At 64.7% G+C, this 16,369-nt stretch carries 17 protein-coding genes and 1 pseudogene; 15 read left to right on the plus strand and 3 right to left on the minus strand.

Annotated features, from left to right (window positions below; translation table 11 throughout):
- The first annotated feature begins 89 nt into the window (after positions 1–89).
- From BM436_RS24955 to BM436_RS24975, 5 genes and pseudogenes are all read left to right on the plus strand, one after another.
- Positions 90–1,298 (plus strand): MFS transporter, encoded by a 1,209-nt coding sequence (locus BM436_RS24955; protein ID WP_093558238.1) that lies wholly within the window; start codon positions 90–92, stop codon positions 1,296–1,298.
- Positions 1,299–1,333: 35 nt separating this feature from the next.
- A complete protein-coding gene (rraA, locus tag BM436_RS24960) occupies positions 1,334–1,828 on the plus strand; it encodes a ribonuclease E activity regulator RraA (protein ID WP_093558239.1) in 495 nt (164 codons plus the stop codon).
- 521 nt (positions 1,829–2,349) lie between these two features.
- Positions 2,350–3,648, plus strand: a pseudogene (gene aceA / locus BM436_RS24965) (isocitrate lyase).
- 139 nt (positions 3,649–3,787) lie between these two features.
- Positions 3,788–4,975, plus strand: a complete 1,188-nt coding sequence (locus tag BM436_RS24970; protein ID WP_093558240.1) for a 23S rRNA (adenine(2030)-N(6))-methyltransferase RlmJ — start codon at positions 3,788–3,790, stop codon at positions 4,973–4,975.
- Between the two features lie 202 nt (positions 4,976–5,177).
- Positions 5,178–6,449, plus strand: coding sequence for an EAL and HDOD domain-containing protein (locus tag BM436_RS24975; protein ID WP_093558241.1), 1,272 nt, complete (start codon positions 5,178–5,180; stop codon positions 6,447–6,449).
- On the opposite strand, the gene BM436_RS24980 is transcribed toward BM436_RS24975, so the two are convergent.
- The 3 genes from BM436_RS24980 to BM436_RS24990 all read right to left on the minus strand — a co-directional run bounded on the left by BM436_RS24980 (position 6,446) and on the right by BM436_RS24990 (position 8,377).
- Positions 6,446–6,838 carry a hypothetical protein gene (locus BM436_RS24980; RefSeq protein ID WP_143133303.1) on the minus strand — a complete coding sequence of 131 codons (393 nt, stop codon included), beginning with the start codon at positions 6,836–6,838 and terminating at the stop codon, positions 6,446–6,448. The two genes, BM436_RS24975 and BM436_RS24980, sit on opposite strands and share 4 nt — an antisense overlap.
- A 70-nt stretch (positions 6,839–6,908) precedes the next feature.
- Positions 6,909–7,646 carry an SAM-dependent methyltransferase gene (locus BM436_RS24985; protein ID WP_093558243.1) on the minus strand — a complete coding sequence of 246 codons (738 nt, stop codon included), beginning with the start codon at positions 7,644–7,646 and terminating at the stop codon, positions 6,909–6,911.
- 2 nt (positions 7,647–7,648) lie between these two features.
- Entirely contained in the window at positions 7,649–8,377 is a 729-nt protein-coding gene (locus BM436_RS24990; protein ID WP_093558244.1) for a Maf-like protein, read from the minus strand.
- Between the two features lie 142 nt (positions 8,378–8,519).
- Between BM436_RS24990 and BM436_RS24995 the strand changes: the two genes are divergently transcribed.
- The 10 genes from BM436_RS24995 to rpoE all read left to right on the plus strand — a co-directional run bounded on the left by BM436_RS24995 (position 8,520) and on the right by rpoE (position 16,352).
- Positions 8,520–9,014: a YceD family protein gene (locus BM436_RS24995; protein ID WP_093558245.1), complete on the plus strand. Its 495-nt coding sequence runs from the start codon at positions 8,520–8,522 to the stop codon at positions 9,012–9,014.
- Positions 9,015–9,198: 184 nt separating this feature from the next.
- Entirely contained in the window at positions 9,199–9,381 is a 183-nt protein-coding gene (gene rpmF, locus BM436_RS25000; protein WP_028104096.1) for a 50S ribosomal protein L32, read from the plus strand.
- A gap of 145 nt (positions 9,382–9,526) precedes the next feature.
- Complete coding sequence (gene plsX, locus BM436_RS25005) at positions 9,527–10,579, plus strand: phosphate acyltransferase PlsX (protein WP_093558246.1); 1,053 nt, start codon at positions 9,527–9,529, stop codon at positions 10,577–10,579.
- A gap of 42 nt (positions 10,580–10,621) precedes the next feature.
- Positions 10,622–11,608 (plus strand): beta-ketoacyl-ACP synthase III, encoded by a 987-nt coding sequence (locus tag BM436_RS25010; protein ID WP_093558247.1) that lies wholly within the window; start codon positions 10,622–10,624, stop codon positions 11,606–11,608.
- Between the two features lie 127 nt (positions 11,609–11,735).
- Positions 11,736–12,677, plus strand: coding sequence for an ACP S-malonyltransferase (gene fabD / locus BM436_RS25015; protein WP_093558248.1), 942 nt, complete (start codon positions 11,736–11,738; stop codon positions 12,675–12,677).
- Between the two features lie 20 nt (positions 12,678–12,697).
- Positions 12,698–13,444: a 3-oxoacyl-ACP reductase FabG gene (fabG, locus tag BM436_RS25020; RefSeq protein WP_093558249.1), complete on the plus strand. Its 747-nt coding sequence runs from the start codon at positions 12,698–12,700 to the stop codon at positions 13,442–13,444.
- Between the two features lie 145 nt (positions 13,445–13,589).
- The gene (gene acpP / locus BM436_RS25025; RefSeq protein ID WP_093558250.1) at positions 13,590–13,832 is read left to right on the plus strand and encodes an acyl carrier protein; all 243 of its coding nucleotides are present in this window, start codon (positions 13,590–13,592) and stop codon (positions 13,830–13,832) included.
- A 29-nt stretch (positions 13,833–13,861) separates the two neighbouring features.
- A complete protein-coding gene (gene fabF / locus BM436_RS25030) occupies positions 13,862–15,106 on the plus strand; it encodes a beta-ketoacyl-ACP synthase II (RefSeq protein ID WP_093558251.1) in 1,245 nt (414 codons plus the stop codon).
- A 111-nt stretch (positions 15,107–15,217) separates the two neighbouring features.
- Positions 15,218–15,685: a hypothetical protein gene (locus tag BM436_RS25035; protein ID WP_143133304.1), complete on the plus strand. Its 468-nt coding sequence runs from the start codon at positions 15,218–15,220 to the stop codon at positions 15,683–15,685.
- Between the two features lie 64 nt (positions 15,686–15,749).
- A complete protein-coding gene (gene rpoE / locus BM436_RS25040; protein WP_093558253.1) occupies positions 15,750–16,352 on the plus strand; it encodes an RNA polymerase sigma factor RpoE in 603 nt (200 codons plus the stop codon).
- Positions 16,353–16,369 lie beyond the last annotated feature (17 nt).

Raw genomic sequence — 16,369 nt, forward strand, 5'->3', positions numbered from 1 at the left:
GGATCGCGATAAACAATGTCACGCTATCTTAATTCAGCCGGCGACATTTTGCATACACTGGGCTTTACGCTACAACTCTGGAGTCCGCAATGTCCACCGCACCCCTGCGCCAGGACGCCCGCGTGATCGGCCTGGTCGGCCTCGCGCACGGCATCTCGCACTTTTACCATGTCATCCTGGCCGCGCTTTTCCCGTGGCTGATCCCGGCCTTCAAGCTGTCCTACGTCGAAGTGGGCCTGTTGATGACGGTGTTCTTCGTGGTCTCCGGCGTGGGCCAGGCGCTGGCCGGCTTCGTGGTGGACCGCTTCGGCGCGCGCGCCGTGCTGTTTTCCGGCGTCGGCATGCTGGGCGTCTCGGCGCTGGTGTTGTCCGGCGCGCAAAGCTACGCGGTGCTGATGGTCGGCGCCATGCTGGCCGGCGCCGGCAACAGCGTGTTCCACCCGGCCGACTACACGCTGCTGAACCAGCGCGTCTCCCCGGCGCGGCTGGCGCACGGCTTCTCGGTGCACGGCATCAGCGGCAATATCGGCTGGGCCCTGTCGCCGCTGTTCATGACCGCCGTCACCACGCTGTCCGACTGGCGCACCGCGCTGCTGTGCGCCGCCGCGCTGCCGTTCGGCGTGCTGGCCATCCTCGCGCTGAACCGCCACGCGCTGCGCCCCAACCCCGTCGCGCGCGTCCCGGCGGGCCAGGCGCGCGACGGCTCGCTGGACTTCCTGCGCCTGAAATCGGTGTGGATGTGCTTCGCCTTCTTCTTCATCACCGCGCTGGCGCTGGCCGGCATCCAGAGCTTCGCCTCGTCCGCGCTGGTGTCGCTGTACGGCATGTCGCTGGCGCTGGCCACCTCCAGCTACACGGCTTACATGGGCGCCTCGGCCGCCGGCATGCTGGTGGGCGGCTTCCTGGCCGCCGGCCGCCAGGACCACGACCGCACCATCGCCCTGGCGTTCGGCCTGGCCGCGCTGATGGCCATCCTGCTGGGCATGGCGGCCGTGCCGGGCTGGCTGGCCTTCGTGATGATGGGGGCGGTCGGCTTCGCGGCGGGCATCGCCGGCCCCTCGCGCGACCTGATGATCAAGGCCGCCGCGCCGCCCAACGCCACCGGCCGCGTGTTCGGCGTGGTGTACTCGGGCCTGGACAGCGGCCTGGCGGTCGGCCCGCTGCTGTTCGGCGCGTTGATGGACGCCGGCCAGCCGGCCTGGCTGTTCATCTGCATCGGCGTGTTCCAGGCGCTGGCCATCGTCACCGCCGTGGGCGTGGGCGGCAATACCCGCGCGCTGAGGCTGCAAAAAGCTTAAGATTGTCTCGTTTGATTACTCATCAAGGAGATGCCATGAGCTTTGCCACCACCGACCTGTGCGACGACCATCCCGAACTGCTGGAATCCGGCGCGCTGGCCGTGCTGCCGCCGCTCTTCACCCGCTACGGCAAGCACGCGCGCTTCAGCGGCCCCGCCACCACGCTGAAGGTGTTCGAGGACAACGCGCTGGTGCGTTCCACGCTGGAGACCGATGGCAACGGCCACGTGCTGGTGATCGACGGAGGCGGCAGCACGCGCCGCGCGCTGGTCGGCGGCCAACTGGGCGTGCTGGCGCAAAACAACGGCTGGGCCGGCATCGTGGTGTATGGCTGCATCCGCGACACCGACGAGATCAACGCCTGCGAAGTTGGCGTGCGCGCCCTGGGCGCCCATCCGCAAAAGAGTTCGAAGAAGGGCGACGGCGACCGCAATGTGCGGATCCAGATCGCCGGCGTGGCGGTGTCGCCGGGCGACTGGATCTACGCGGACGCCGACGGCGTCCTGGTCTCGCGCGGCAAGCTGGCCTGACGCTTTCCACCCATCAAAAGAAACGGCCGCCCCGTTGACGTCAACGGCGCGGCCTATTCGTTCAGGTTGCTCGTCCGGACAAGCAACCGACCGGGCCAGGCCCCGCTCCGACTTCCGGATACCGCTGTGCTAGCGTCGACATCATCCGGACCCATCGCGGCGCACTGGCTGCTCTGTTATTTTTGATGGTTTCACTTTAGCAGAGCCCGCCGGATTGTCCCATTGTATTTTCTTAAGAAAACTATCGTTTCAATAAAGAAATTCATGTATCCATTGAGAAATTTCAATGTTTTCATGCCGTGGAATTTATATTCCACATCGCGAAACGCATGCGGCTGTGCCGCACGCGGCGGCTTTCATTGGAAGAAATGTCTTGCCGTATCATGAAAAATGAAATTTAAATTATTGATTTTTAAACGATTATATTTGCTCATGTATCTTATATAAGACCATTGCTGCGCTGAACAATACGGCCTACCATGTTTCTAAAGGATTTCGTTTATTCAGCAAGGAGAACCACCATGGCAACGCGTGAACAGCAAGCGGCCGAACTGCAAAAGGAATGGGACACCCATCCGCGCTGGAATGGCGTGACCCGGAGCTACACGGCGGACGACGTGGTCCGGCTGCGCGGCTCCCTGAGGATAGAACACACGCTCGCGCGGCGCGGCGCGGAAAAGCTGTGGGACCTGGTCAACAACGAGCCCTTCGTCAACGCGCTGGGCGCGCTGACCGGCAACCAGGCCATGCAGCAGGTGAAGGCCGGGCTGAAGGCGATCTACCTGTCCGGCTGGTAGGTCGCCGGCGACGCCAACCTGGCCGGCGAAATGTATCCGGACCAGTCGCTGTACCCGGCCAACTCGGTGCCGATGGTGGTGCGCCGCATCAACAACACCTTCCAGCGCGCCGACCAGATCCAATGGTCCGAGGGCAAGGACGACATCGACTACTTCGCGCCCATCGTGGCCGACGCGGAGGCCGGCTTCGGCGGCGTGCTGAACGCCTACGAGCTGATGAAATCCATGATAGAGGCGGGCGCCGCCGGCGTGCACTTCGAGGACCAGTTGGCCTCCGTGAAGAAGTGCGGCCACATGGGCGGCAAGGTGCTGGTGCCGACCCGCGAGGCGATCGAGAAGCTGACCGCCGCGCGCCTGGCGGCCGACGTGATGGGCACCTCGACGCTGGTGATCGCCCGCACCGACGCCGAGGCGGCCGACCTGCTGACCTCGGACGTGGACCCCAACGACCGCGCGTTCTGCACCGGCGAGCGCACCGTCGAGGGTTTCTACAAGGTGCGCCCCGGCATCGACCAGGCCGTGTCCCGCGCGCTGGCCTACGCGCCGTACTCCGACTTGGTGTGGTGCGAAACTGGCCGGCCCGACCTGGTCTTCGCCAGGGAGTTCGCGGCCGCCGTGCACGAGAGGTTCCCGGGCAAGATGCTGGCCTATAACTGCTCTCCCTCGTTCAACTGGAAGAAGAACCTGGACGACGCCACCATCGCCAAGTTCCAGCGCGAGCTGGGCGCCATGGGCTACAAGTTCCAGTTCATCACGCTGGCCGGTTTCCACTCGCTGAACCACGGCATGTTCAACCTGGCGCACGGTTACGCGCGGCGCCACATGTCGGCCTTCGTGGAACTGCAGGAGGCCGAGTTCCAGGCGGCCGAGAAGGGCTTCACGGCCGTGAAGCACCAGCGCGAGGTGGGCACCGGCTACTTCGACGCGGTCACCCAGGCCATCCAGCAGGGCCAGAGCTCGACCACCGCGCTGCACGGCTCGACGGAAAACGAGCAATTCTTCGATAGCAAAAAAGTCGCCTGACGACTGATCGGGCGGGGAGCCTCCCCCGCCAACTCGCGGCCGCCTGCCAGCCCTCCCTGGCCTGCGGCCTTTTTTCCTTAGGTATAATGCGCTCTTATAGCTTGTTCAGCTTCACACCGCTACGTCTAAGGAATTCCCCATGTTCAGTTACCGCCACGGCTTTCACGCCGGCAACCACGCCGATGTGCTGAAGCATTTCGTGCTGATCCAGCTGCTTCAGTATATGAACCAGAAGGACGCCGCCTACAGCTACATCGACACCCACGCCGGTGCGGGCGTGTACGCGCTGGACGGTACCTTCGCCTCGAAGAACGCGGAATACGAGACCGGCATCGGCCCCCTGTGGGACCGCACCGACATGCCGGCCGCGCTGGCCGAGTACGTGGCGCTGATCAAGGGCATGAACCCCAGCGGCAAGCTGCGCTACTACCCCGGCTCGCCGTACTGCGCCGACCAGGTCGCGCGCGAGCAGGACCGCCTGCGCCTGTACGAGCTGCACCCGGCAGACTCCAAGATCCTGACCGACAACTTCCGCAAGCTGGACGAGCACAAGGCCGCGCAGGGCATCCGCTCCACCGTGCGCGGCAAACGCGTGCTGGTCACGCGCGGCGACGGCTTCCATGAACTGAAGGGCCTGCTGCCGCCGCCGTCGCGCCGCGCCGTGGTGCTGTGCGACCCGCCGTACGAGGACAAGCAGGACTACCGCAAGGTGGTGGAGATGCTGAACGACGCCACCAAGCGCTTCCCGGCCGGCACCTACGCCATCTGGTACCCGATCCTGCAGCGCATCGAGGCGCGCAACTTCGCCGAGCGCATGAAGCACGTCAAGGGCACGGAGTGGCTGAACGTCACGCTGACGATCCGCACGCCGGGACCGGATGGCTTCGGCGGCCTGCACAGCAGCGGCATGTTCATCGTCAATCCGCCGTACACGCTGGAGGCGACGCTGAAGGAAGTGATGCCCTACCTGAAAGAAGTGTTGGGCGAGGACGCCGGCGCCACCTTCGTGCTGGAATCGGGCACCGCCGCCACCGCGCCGCGCGCCGGTTCGCTGCAGCAGACCGAGAACAATCCGCGCGGCGGCCTGCGCGCGCCGATCTCGCCGCGCGCCATCGGTCCCGGCGGTAGCCTGCGCGGCAACAACGCGCCGACCGCGCCGCGCGGCAGCCTGCGCACCTCGTCGCGTCCCGGCACGCCGGGCGCGGCCACGGGCCGTCCGGGTTCGCCGGGCGCCAGCTACAGCCGTCCGGCCGGCGCCAAGGCGGTTGCCAAGCTGGGCACCGACGGTCCCCGCGGCGCCGGGCCGCGCAAGCCGCGCCGCCCGTGACCGCGGGCGGGGCGGCGCGTCGATCCGGCGCAACAACGGCCTCGGCCGTTGCAATGATATTTGTCAAATAAACATTGTCAAGGATTTACTAAAGGGATAGGCTTGAAGTAACCGGAGCGCGCGTGAATAACGGTTCCGGCAAGCTTGCCGCGCATCCCCGCAGCGCCCGCGCGGCCCGGAATCCCTTGCATAGAGGCCAGCCATGACCATTGGTATGCCTGTCCAGATCGCCCCCGCGCTCGCCAACCAGTTTTACCTGGCCCGCCAGCCCATTCTCAACCGCAACCAGCGCCTGGTCGCGTACGAGCTGCTGTTCCGCCACGCGGACGTGGAATACGCCGAGGTCGGCGACGACGCCTCCGCCACCGCCACCGTGATCGCCCACGCGTCCGAGCTGGGCATGGGCCACGTGGTGGGCGACCAGATGGCTTTCGTCAACGTGGACGCGGTGGGGCTGATGAGCGACTTCATCCATTTCCTGCCCAACGACAAGGTCATCCTCGAAATCCTGGAAACGGTGCGCGCGACGCCGGAGGTGTTGAAACGCGTGCGCGAGCTGAAGGACGCCGGCTTCCGCTTCGCGCTGGACGACGTGGTCGCCGAGTCGGAGGACGTGCACGAGCTGCAGGATCTGATGGACGTGATCAAGGTCGACATCCACGAGATGCCGCCGGCCCGCCTCCATTCGCTGGCGAGGAATCTGCGCAATCCCAGGCAAAAGCTGCTGGCCGAGAAGGTGGAGACGGTGGAGGAGTTCCAGCAGTGCATGGACCTGGGCTTCGAATACTTCCAGGGCTACTACTTCGCGCGCCCGGTCATCCTCAGCGGCAAGAAAATCGAACCGTCGCAGATGGCCATCCTGCACCTGCTCAACCTGCTGAACGCGGACGCCGACCAGAACGAGATCGAACGCGCGGTCAAGCACGACGTGCTGATCACGCTGAACCTGCTGCGGCTGGTGAACACGCCGGCGGTGGGCGCGCGCTTCCGCATCAACTCGGTCGGGCACGCGCTGATCGTGCTGGGGCGGCGCCAGCTGCAGCGCTGGCTGCAGATCCTGCTGTACGTGAAATCCGGGCCGAAGCAGGACTTCGACTCGCCGCTGCTGCAGCTGGCCACCACGCGCGGCAAGACCATGGAACTGCTGATGGAGCACAAGCATCCGGGCCAGCGGACGGGCGCCGACATCGGTTTCACGGTCGGCATCATGTCGCTGATGGACACGCTGTTCTCGGTGCGGATGGAGGAGATCCTGGACAGCGTGAACGTGCTGGACGAGGTGCGCGGCGCGCTGCTGCACCGGCGCGGCAACTACGGCAGCATGCTGGCGCTGGTCGAGCACACCGAGCGCGGCGCCGACAGTCCCGGCCTGGGCTACCTGCTGCAGGAGCTGGACCTGGCGCCGGCCGACCTGTACGCGATCCAACTGGCCGCCTACGACTGGGTCAACGACTACCGGCAGGGCGTGCACTAGCCTGGCTTGTCGGCCCGAACCCCGGGCCAGCAAAACAAGGCGCCGAGGAACAGTGTAATCACCAGCAACGGTTCCGCCACTGGTTTGGCTAGCCCGTGTTCGTAGAACAATCCACAGAAACTCAGCGCCGTTGGAATGGCGAGCAATGCGCCCGCTGTTTTGCGTTGCGCGACGGAGGCGAGGATCTTGCGCCCGTAGATGGCGATGTGGATGTAGCCCAAAACAAACGTCAATGAGCCGAGCACGACGATGGCGGGAGGAATTTTCATCGTCATGCCGAAAAACGTCAACGGCACGCTTGCCACCAATATGGCCGCGGCCAGGAGTCCCGAGAATACGCGCGCCGCGCCGAGCAGGAATTCGCCGTTTGGCGGAGATGGCTTTGGCATGATCATTCTTTGTGAAAATATAATCTTGCCAATATAGCATGGTCGCCCGGGCCCGTGGCCGACCGGGCTTTTACTGCCCCAGCAGCAGGAACACCGTGGGCTTCTTGTGGAAGTCCGGCGCCTTGCCCGAGGCGAGCAGGCTTTTCCATTGGGCGCCCGTCATGGTGCGGATGCTTTCGGACGGCAGGCTGATGTCGGTGGCCACGCACACCAGCGTGCTCCCATGGCAGCTGGCGATGATGGCTTCCAGCATGGCGGCGTTGCGGTAGGGCGTTTCAATGAACAGCTGCGTCTGCTTTTCGTGGCGCGAGCGGATTTCCAGCTCCTTGAGGCGCTTGGCGCGCAGCGCGGCGTCGGTCGGCAGGTAGCCGTTGAAGGCGAAGCTCTGGCCGTTCAGGCCGCTCGCCATCACCGACAGCAGCAGCGACGACGGGCCGACCAGCGGCCGCACGGGGATGCCGTGCTGGTGCGCCAGCCGCACCAGGTCCGCGCCGGGGTCGGCCACGGCGGGCACGCCCGCCTCGGACACCAGCCCCGCGTCCTGCCCGGCCAGCAGCGGCTCCAGCAGGCCCGTCAGCGCGGCGTGCGGGGTGTTGATGTTCAGCTCGGCGATCTTGATTTCCTGCAGCGGACGCGCCAGCGGGTGCCGCGCGCCGACCAGTTTCAGGAAGGCGCGCGCCGTCTTGGCGTTCTCGGCCACGAAATAGCCGAGGGCGGCCGTGGTGGCCTGCACGTGCTCGGGGATGACGTGGGCCAGCGATTCGGTGTCGCCCAGGGTGTTCGGGATGAGGAAGAGGGTGCCGGTCATATTCATTGTTGATGCGAGCCAAAACCAGCGGCAGAAACCGGGGTCAGACCCAGTGGGGGAAGCGGCCCCAATGGGGCCGCTTCCGATCCCGAAGGGACTGGGCCGTGGTCTTGGTTCAGGTTGAAGAAGGAAACGCCGGCCTTGCGCAGCATGCCCGTCAGGGCGATTAGCGGCAGGCCGGTGAGGGCGGTCGGGTCGCCGCTGTCGATGCGTTCCAGGATGGCGATGCCCAGCGCCTCGTTCTTGGCGCTGCCGGCGCAGTCGTAGGGCTGCTCGATGCGCAGGTAGGCGTCCAGCTCCTCGTCAGGCAGGTCGCGGAACCGCACGACGGTCTGGATGTCCTCGACCTGGGCCGTGCTGTCGCGTCCATCCCACAGGCACAGCGCGGTGTGGAACACCACATCGCGCCCGCGCATTTTCCGCAGTTGGGCCAGGGCGGCGGCGTGGCCGCCGGGCTTGCCGATCTGCTCGCCGTCCAGCGTGGCGACCTGGTCGGAGCCGATCACCAGGCAGCCGGGATGGCGCAGGGCGACGGCGGACGCTTTCTCGCGCGCCAGGCGCAGGGCGGTGGCGCTGGGCGACTCGCCCGGTAGCGGGCTTTCGTCGATATCGGGCACGGCCACGTCGAAGGGCAGCCGCAGCCGCGACAGCAGCTCGCGGCGGTAGGCCGAGCTGGACGCCAGGATCAGGCGCGGAGCCCGGCCCGGCGGCGAATTTTCAATAATTGGCATTTGATGCTGGCCCCTGGCGAAGAATTGTTATATGCTCTGTGCGCCGTCATCCCGACACAAAATTTGTGCGCGAGATCGACGCAAATGCGGCGCGCCGGCGAAAATCCTGTTATTATCGCAGGTTTTCCGGGGAACGCTGCTAATGAATGCCTTTGTGATCGACGCCTTTGATTTCAGTCGGACCAATGGGAGCCGCGACGGTGTGACACCGGTCGCCGACATGAGCCGGCTGGCCAAGGAATGCGCCGATACCTCCGGCGAGATCGCCTGGAAGGTGGAGGGCGGCACCAGCAAGCACGGCTTTCCGCAACTGCGTCTGACCGTGTCCGGCACCGTGCAACTGGTTTGCCAGCGCTGCATGGCGCCTTACGCGCACACGCTGGAATCGTCGACGCTGCTGATGCTGGGCAAGGACGACGAGCAGGCCGATGAGATCGAATCCATCATCGACGACGAGAGCATCGACGTCATCGTCGGCGCCCGCGACATGGACATGATGTACCTGGTGGAAGACGAGGCCCTGCTGGCCTTGCCGCACACGCCCAAGCACGAGGTGTGTCCGGACACGGCGCTGCTCGACGCCCAGAAGTCCGAGAAGAAGTCGCCGTTTGCAGGTCTGAAAGACCTGAAAAAATAAACACACAGAACAAGTTGTAGTAAAGAACGTGTCAAAACGCGTGCAGTTGATCGAGTATTGGCATTGTGTTGTATGCAGTAGAAGAAGGGCAATGCGGCAAAGTTTTGCCGCAGGGATACTCGATTCGCATGTATTTGCCGGTCGATTGTGTTAGAATTTTAGAACTTATGTATTAGGAGTCATCATGGCAGTTCAGCAGAACAAGAAATCCCCATCGAAGCGCGGTATGCACCGTTCGCACGATTTCCTGGTTGCACCAAACCTGGCGGTCGAGCCAACCACCGGTGAAACGCACCTGCGTCACCACATCAGCCCTAACGGTTTCTACCGTGGCCGTAAAGTGCTGAAGACCAAAAACGACGAGTAATCGGCGTTTTTAGCAAGATTAAAAGCGGTGCGACGTGAGTTGGTCTGACGTGGCGCCGCTTTTTTCTTTTCTTCCGGCTGTTATTCGACAGCTCGCCACTCGTATCTTGCAGGACTGACCCGTCAGCCTCGCATTTTGTCCCACAATGACAATCAAAATATCCATCGACTGCATGGGCGGAGATCACGGCCCGTCTGTCACCATTCCTGCCGCCATTTCCTTCGCTAAACGGGAGCCCGAAGCCGAGCTGATCCTCGTTGGCCTGGAAAACGTCATTCGCGCCGAGCTCAAAAAGCACCACGCCGAGAACCTGCCCCGCATCTCCGTCCAGCACGCCTCCGAACAGGTGACCATGGACGATCCGCTCGAAGTGGCGCTGCGCCGCAAGAAGGACTCCTCGATGCGCGTGGCGGTCGAGCAAGTCAAGGACGGCAAGGCGCACGCCGCCGTCTCGGCCGGCAACACCGGCGCCCTGATGGCCGTCTCGCGCTACGTGCTCAAGACCATGGCCGGCGTCGACCGCCCCGCCATTTGCAGCATCCTGCCCAACGAGAAGAACGGCCCCACCTACATGCTGGACCTGGGCGCGAATGTCGATTGCGAGCCGCACCATTTGCACCAGTTCGCCATCATGGGCTCCGTGCTGGTCAGCGCCATGGAGGGCATAGCGCGCCCGACCATCGGCCTGCTGAACGTGGGCACCGAGGACATCAAGGGCAACGAGGTCGTCAAGCTCACCAGCAAGCTGCTGCAGGCCGACCACGAGCGCGGCGCGCTCAATTTCCACGGCAACGTGGAAGGCAACGATATTTTCAAGGGAACGGTCGATCTGGTGGTGTGCGACGGTTTCGTTGGCAATGTGACCTTGAAGGCCGTCGAGGGCCTGGGCCACTTCGTCAAGAGTGTGATCACCACTGAATTCAAGCGCAACATCTTCACGATGCTGGGCGCGCTGATCGGCAATGGCGCGCTGAAGGCGATGAAAAACAAGTTCAACCCTTCCCGCTACAACGGCGCCAGTCTGCTGGGCCTGCGCGGCCTGGTGTTCAAGAGCCACGGCGGAGCCGACGCTTATTCCTTTGAATGGGCGATCCGGCGCGCGTATGATGCTGCAAAAAATGACGTGCAGGCGCATTTGTCGACGATGATCGCCGAACTGATGCCCCGCAGCACGGAGACAACGCAAGAGCCGGTATAACGCCACGCGCGCGAGCCGGCCCGCTTATCTGGGACGATACGGATGACTTTGTACAGCAAAATTATAGGCACCGGCAGTTATCTGCCAGAACAACGAGTGACCAATGAGGACCTGACCGTGCAACTGGCGGCCAAGGGCATAGAGACGTCGGACGAATGGATCACCAGCCGCAGCGGCATCTCGGCGCGCCACTACGCGGCGCCCGAGCAGAACTCGTCGGACCTGGCGGTGCACGCCGCCAGGAAAGCGCTGGAGATGGCCGGCCTGAAGCCCGATGACATCGACCTGATCATCGTCGCCAGCTCCACGCCGGACTTCTTCGGCAGCTTCCCCAGCACCGCCTGCATCGTGCAGCGCAAGCTGGGCATGACCAACCACAGCGCGGCGGTGGACGTGCAGGCCGTCTGCAGCGGCTTTGTCTACGCCGTTTCGACCGCCGACGCCTTCATCAGGGCCGGCGTGCACAAGAACGTGCTGGTGATCGGCTCCGAGGTGTTCTCGCGCATCCTCAATTTCGAGGACCGCACCACCTGCGTGCTGTTCGGCGACGGCGCCGGCGCCATTGTCATGAGCGCCTCGGAGGAACCGGGCATCCTGGCCACCAAGCTGCACGCCGACGGCCGCCACGCGGACATCCTCAGCATCCCCGGCAACCTGTCCGGCGGCGCGGTGGCGGGTAGTTCCTACCTGTTCATGGATGGCCCGGCGGTGTTCAAGCTGGCCGTGACGGTGCTGGAGCAGGTCGCCAACGAGGCGCTGGAGCACGCCGGCATGACCGCCGGCCAGATCGACTGGCTGATCCCGCACCAGGCCAACATCCGCATCATGAAGGGCACCGCCAAGAAGCTGGGCATGCCGCTGGAAAAGATGGTGGTCACGGTGGACCAGCACGGCAACACCTCGGCCGCGTCGATCCCGCTGGCGCTGGACATCGCCGTGCGCGATGGCCGCATCAAGAAGGGCGATCACGTGATGATGGAAGGCGTAGGCGGCGGCTTCACGTGGGGCGCCGTCCTCGTGAGGATGTAAGGTTCGGCCCGAGGCGGTAAAATAAGGGCCCTCTTTAGAATTAGAGTTCTACCCATTTGGGGCGCGGCGGGTGCCACACCATAAGATTCCCGCCGTTGGCCCCCTTTGACAAAAGAACGAGACAGATATGACCAAATTTGCATTTGTATTCCCAGGCCAGGGTTCGCAGGCGATCGCGATGATGGACGGCTTCGCCGGCAATCCCGTGGTCGCGCAGACCATCGCCGAGGCGTCGGACGCCCTCGGTTTCGACATCGGCAAGCTGATGGCCGAAGGTCCGAAGGAAGCGCTGGACCTGACCACCAACACCCAGCCCGTCATGCTGACGGCCGGCGTCGCGGCCTACCGCGCCTGGATCGCCGCCGGCGGCCCGGTGCCGTCGGTGATGGCCGGCCACAGCCTGGGCGAGTATTCCGCACTGGTCGCCGCCGGCGTGATCGCCTTCAAGGACGCGGTGCCGCTGGTGCGCTTCCGCGCGCAGGCGATGCAGGAAGCCGTGCCGGTCGGCCAGGGCGGCATGGCCGTGGTGCTGGGCCTGTCCGATGACGACGTGCGCGCCGCCTGCGCCGAGGCCGCCGCGGCCGACGCCAGCCAGGTGGTCGAGCCGGTCAACTTCAACGCGCCCGCGCAAGTGGTGATCGCGGGCCATACCGGCGCCGTCGAACGCGCCTGCGAGATCGCCAAGGCCAAGGGCGCCAAGCGCGCCATGAAGCTGCCGGTGTCCGCGCCGTTCCACTCGACCCTGCTCAAGCCCGCGTCGGACCGCCTGAACGAATACATGGCCGGCCTGAATTTCTCGGCGCCGCGGATCGCCCTGATCAACAACGTCGACGTGGCCGTGGTGAACGACCCGGCCGCCATCAAGGACGCCCTGGTGCGCCAGGCCGCGCGCCCCGTGCGCTGGGTGGAAACCATGCAGCTGGTCGCCAACGACGGCATCACCCAGGTGGTCGAATGCGGCCCGGGCAAGGTCCTGATGGGCCTGGCCAAACGCATCGACGCGCGCCTGGTGGGCGACGCCATCACCGACCAGGCCTCCCTGGAGCGTGTGCTGGCCTCGCTGAAATAAGTTAATCGATAAGGAAACACATGACTCTGGCAAATCAAGTCGCCCTGGTTACGGGCGCATCGCGCGGCATCGGCAAGGCCATCGCGCAGGAACTGGCCAAGCAGGGCGCGCGCGTGATCGGCACCGCCACCACCGAGGCCGGCGCCGAAGCCATTTCCGCCTACCTGGCCGAGATCGGCCCCGAGGCCGGCAAGGGCCTGGTGCTGAACGTGACCGACGCCGTGCGCTGCGCGGCCGTGATCGACGAGATCACCAAGACCTGGGGCGCGGTCGGCATCCTGGTCAACAACGCCGGCATCACGCAGGATCAATTGGCCATGCGCATGAAGGACGAGGAATGGGACAGCGTCATCGCCACCAACCTCAGTTCCGTCGGCCGCCTGTCGCGCGCCGTCCTGCGGGGCATGATGAAAGCGAAGACCGGGCGTATCATCAACATCACCTCGGTGGTGGCCTCGGCCGGCAATCCGGGCCAGATGAACTACGCGGCGGCCAAGGCCGGCGTGGAGGGCATGGGCCGCGCGCTGGCGCGCGAAATCGGCAGCCGCAACATCACCGTCAACAGCGTGGCGCCGGGCTTCATCGACACCGACATGACCAAGTCGCTGGGCGACGACCAGCACGCGGCGCTGCTCACGCAGATCCCGCTGGGCCGCCTGGGCAAGCCGGAGGACATCGCCGCGGCGGTCGCCTTCCTGGCCTCGCCGCAAGCGGCGTATATCACCGGCACGACCCTGCACGTGAACGGCGGTATGTATATGAATTGATGGCCGCGCGCGGCCCGTAAGCCGCGCTTTGCTATCTTTTAAGAGAGATTTCGGCGCAAATAGCAGCAGCAGCCGAAATTAGTTTTTCAGCGCGCAAACCTGATAAAATGCGCGCTTTCCGTAACAAACAAAATGGAGCCATAACATGTCGGATATCGAACAACGCGTAAAAAAGATCGTCGCAGAACAACTGGGCGTCGCAGAAGCAGACATCAAAACCGAATCGTCGTTCGTTGACGATCTGGGCGCTGACTCCCTGGACACCGTTGAACTGGTCATGGCACTGGAAGACGAGTTCGAAATGGAAATCCCTGACGAACAAGCCGAGAAGATCACCACCGTGCAGCAAGCCATCGACTACGCCACCGCGCACGTCAAGGCTGCCTAAGCCTGCCCGATCGACTCCAGGAGAATCGCTTGAGTTCTAAAAACCGTCGTGTAGTGGTCACCGGCCTCGGCTGCGTGTCACCCGTCGGCAATACCATTGCCGAAGCGTGGAGCGCAGTTACTGAGGGTAAGTCGGGGATCGCCAACATCACCAAGTTTGATGCGCAGCCATTTTCTACCCGCTTCGCCGGTGAAGTGAAGGGCTTCAATATCGAGGATTACATCCCCGGTAAGGAAGCGCGCCATATGGATACGTTCATCCACTTTGGCATGGCAGCCGGCATTCAGGCGATCCAGGACGCGGGCCTGGTCGTCACCGAGGAAAACGCCGACCGCGTCGGTGTCATCATCGGTTCCGGCATCGGCGGCCTGCCGATGATCGAAGAGCAAAAGGCCGATTACGACAAGCGCGGACCGCGCCGTATCTCGCCGTTCTTCGTGCCGGCCTCGATCATCAATATGATTTCGGGCAACCTGTCCATCAAGTACGGCATGCGCGGCCCCAACCTGGCGATCGTGACGGCCTGCACCACCGGCCTGCACAGCATTGGCGCGGCGGCCCGCCTGATCGAGTACGGCGACGCCGACGTGATGGTGGCCGGCGGCGCGGAATCGACCGTGTCCCCGCTGGGCCTGGGCGGCTTCGCCACGGCGCGCGCGCTGTCCAGCCGCAACGACGACCCCGCGACCGCGTCCCGTCCATGGGACAAGGACCGCGACGGCTTCGTGCTGGGCGAGGGCGCCGGCGTCATGGTGCTGGAAGAGTACGAGCACGCGAAAGCGCGCGGCGCCAGGATCTACGCGGAAGTCCACGGCTTCGGCATGACGGCGGACGCCTACCACATGACGTCGCCGCTGGAAGACGGCAGCGGCGGCAGCAAGGCGGTGATCGCGGCCCTGAAAAACTCCGGCATCAACCCGGACCAGGTGCAATACGTGAACGCGCACGGCACCTCCACGCCACTGGGCGACCAGGCGGAAGTGGTGGGCATCAAGCGCACCTTCGGCGACCACGCCAAGCAGATGGTGGTCAGCTCGACCAAGTCCATGACGGGCCACCTGCTGGGCGGCGCCGGCGGTCTGGAAGCGGTGTTTACGGTACTGGCCATCCACCACCAAGTGGTGCCGCCGACCATCAACATCTTCAACCAGGACCCCGCCTGCGACCTGGACTTCTGCGCCAACGTGGCGCGCGACATGAAGATCCAGTACGCGGTGAAAAACTCGTTCGGCTTCGGCGGCACCAACGGCAGCCTCGTGTTCGGAAAAGTTTGAACCTTTCAGCCTCGCTCCGGTCGAACCGGAGTGAGCGCTGAGTCGGTGCCGGCGCCCGCCGGCACCCGACGCCCGGCCATCCGCCGTAACTCCCTTGTTTTTACTGTGGTCATGACTATCGAGGTCACCGCCATTGTTCGTCCATCCCCATGCCTGCGCCGGCTGCGGACGGCGTTCGCCATGGCGCTGCTGGCCGCCGCCGCGTGGCTGGCGCTGACCGGCGCGCCGCTGGCCGGCCCGCGCCTGATCGCCGCGGCTTTGCCCCCCGTCATGGCGCTGGCTGCCCTCGCGGGGCTATGTCCGCCGATTCTTTACGGCGCCCACGCGAAGGCGCACCGAATTGACATTTCGCGTGTCGGCCAGCTACGGCTGGCGGTATACCTGCATGCAGAGGGGGGCGCCGGCGAGCGCGTGACGCTGCTGGGCGGCGCGCTGCTGTGGCCCTGGCTGCTGGTGCTGCCCTTGCGGCGCGACGATGGCGGCGCGGCGCTGCTGGTGGTGCTGCCGGACAGCGTGGCGCCCGGCGAGTTCCGTCCGCTGGCGCTCGCGTGCCGCGCCTGCGCGGAGAAAAATCTTTGAACTTCTTGCGGTAAGCTTGCTCTAAGGCAGTATAGAGCCCGCTGCCGCCACCGGGGAACACGGCGTGACGACAGAACGCGAAAGCGATCAGTTGCTGGTGGATCGGGCCAAGGAAGGCGAGCGGCAGGCGTTCGACCTACTGGTGGCCAAGTACCAGCGCAGGCTGCTGCGCTTGCTCGCGCGCATCGTGCACGACCCGGTGGAGGCGGAGGATGTGGTACAGGAAACCTTTATTAAGGCGTATCGCGCGCTGCGGCATTTCCGCGGCGACTCGGCGTTTTATACTTGGCTGTACCGTATCGGGGTGAACACGGCGAAGAACCATCTCGCCGGGCAAAACCGCCGCACGCCGACGTCGACGGGCACGGACGCCGAACAGGCGGAGGGGCAAGAGCATGGCGAACAGCTGCACGACATCAGCACGCCGGAATCCATGCTGGCCACCAAGCAGATCGCGCAGACGGTCAACGCGGCCATCGACGCGCTGCCGGTGGACCTGCGCACGGCCATCGTGCTGCGCGAGATAGAGGGCCTGAGCTATGAGGAGATCGCCGACATCATGGCCTGCCCGATCGGCACCGTGCGCAGCCGCATTTTCCGGGCGCGCGAGGTGGTGGCGGAGAAGCTGAAGCCCTTGCTGGAGCGGGCTGCGGACAGGCGCTGGTAGGCCTTTGACAACTGGAC

Source organism: Pseudoduganella namucuonensis (assembly GCF_900116645.1).
GTDB lineage: Bacteria > Pseudomonadota > Gammaproteobacteria > Burkholderiales > Burkholderiaceae_D > Rugamonas > Rugamonas namucuonensis.

Bases quoted from the DNA above. Each gene is read 5' to 3' on its own strand.
- BM436_RS24955 (WP_093558238.1), top strand. From the start codon at position 90: ATGTCCACCGCACCCCTGCGCCAGGACGCCCGCGTGATCGGCCTGGTC.
- rraA (WP_093558239.1), top strand. From the start codon at position 1,334: ATGAGCTTTGCCACCACCGACCTGTGCGACGACCATCCCGAACTGCTG.
- BM436_RS24970 (WP_093558240.1), top strand. From the start codon at position 3,788: ATGTTCAGTTACCGCCACGGCTTTCACGCCGGCAACCACGCCGATGTG.
- BM436_RS24975 (WP_093558241.1), top strand. From the start codon at position 5,178: ATGACCATTGGTATGCCTGTCCAGATCGCCCCCGCGCTCGCCAACCAG.
- BM436_RS24980 (WP_143133303.1), bottom strand. From the start codon at position 6,838: ATGCCAAAGCCATCTCCGCCAAACGGCGAATTCCTGCTCGGCGCGGCG.
- BM436_RS24985 (WP_093558243.1), bottom strand. From the start codon at position 7,646: ATGACCGGCACCCTCTTCCTCATCCCGAACACCCTGGGCGACACCGAA.
- BM436_RS24990 (WP_093558244.1), bottom strand. From the start codon at position 8,377: ATGCCAATTATTGAAAATTCGCCGCCGGGCCGGGCTCCGCGCCTGATC.
- BM436_RS24995 (WP_093558245.1), top strand. From the start codon at position 8,520: ATGAATGCCTTTGTGATCGACGCCTTTGATTTCAGTCGGACCAATGGG.
- rpmF (WP_028104096.1), top strand. From the start codon at position 9,199: ATGGCAGTTCAGCAGAACAAGAAATCCCCATCGAAGCGCGGTATGCAC.
- plsX (WP_093558246.1), top strand. From the start codon at position 9,527: ATGACAATCAAAATATCCATCGACTGCATGGGCGGAGATCACGGCCCG.
- BM436_RS25010 (WP_093558247.1), top strand. From the start codon at position 10,622: ATGACTTTGTACAGCAAAATTATAGGCACCGGCAGTTATCTGCCAGAA.
- fabD (WP_093558248.1), top strand. From the start codon at position 11,736: ATGACCAAATTTGCATTTGTATTCCCAGGCCAGGGTTCGCAGGCGATC.
- fabG (WP_093558249.1), top strand. From the start codon at position 12,698: ATGACTCTGGCAAATCAAGTCGCCCTGGTTACGGGCGCATCGCGCGGC.
- acpP (WP_093558250.1), top strand. From the start codon at position 13,590: ATGTCGGATATCGAACAACGCGTAAAAAAGATCGTCGCAGAACAACTG.
- BM436_RS25035 (WP_143133304.1), top strand. From the start codon at position 15,218: ATGACTATCGAGGTCACCGCCATTGTTCGTCCATCCCCATGCCTGCGC.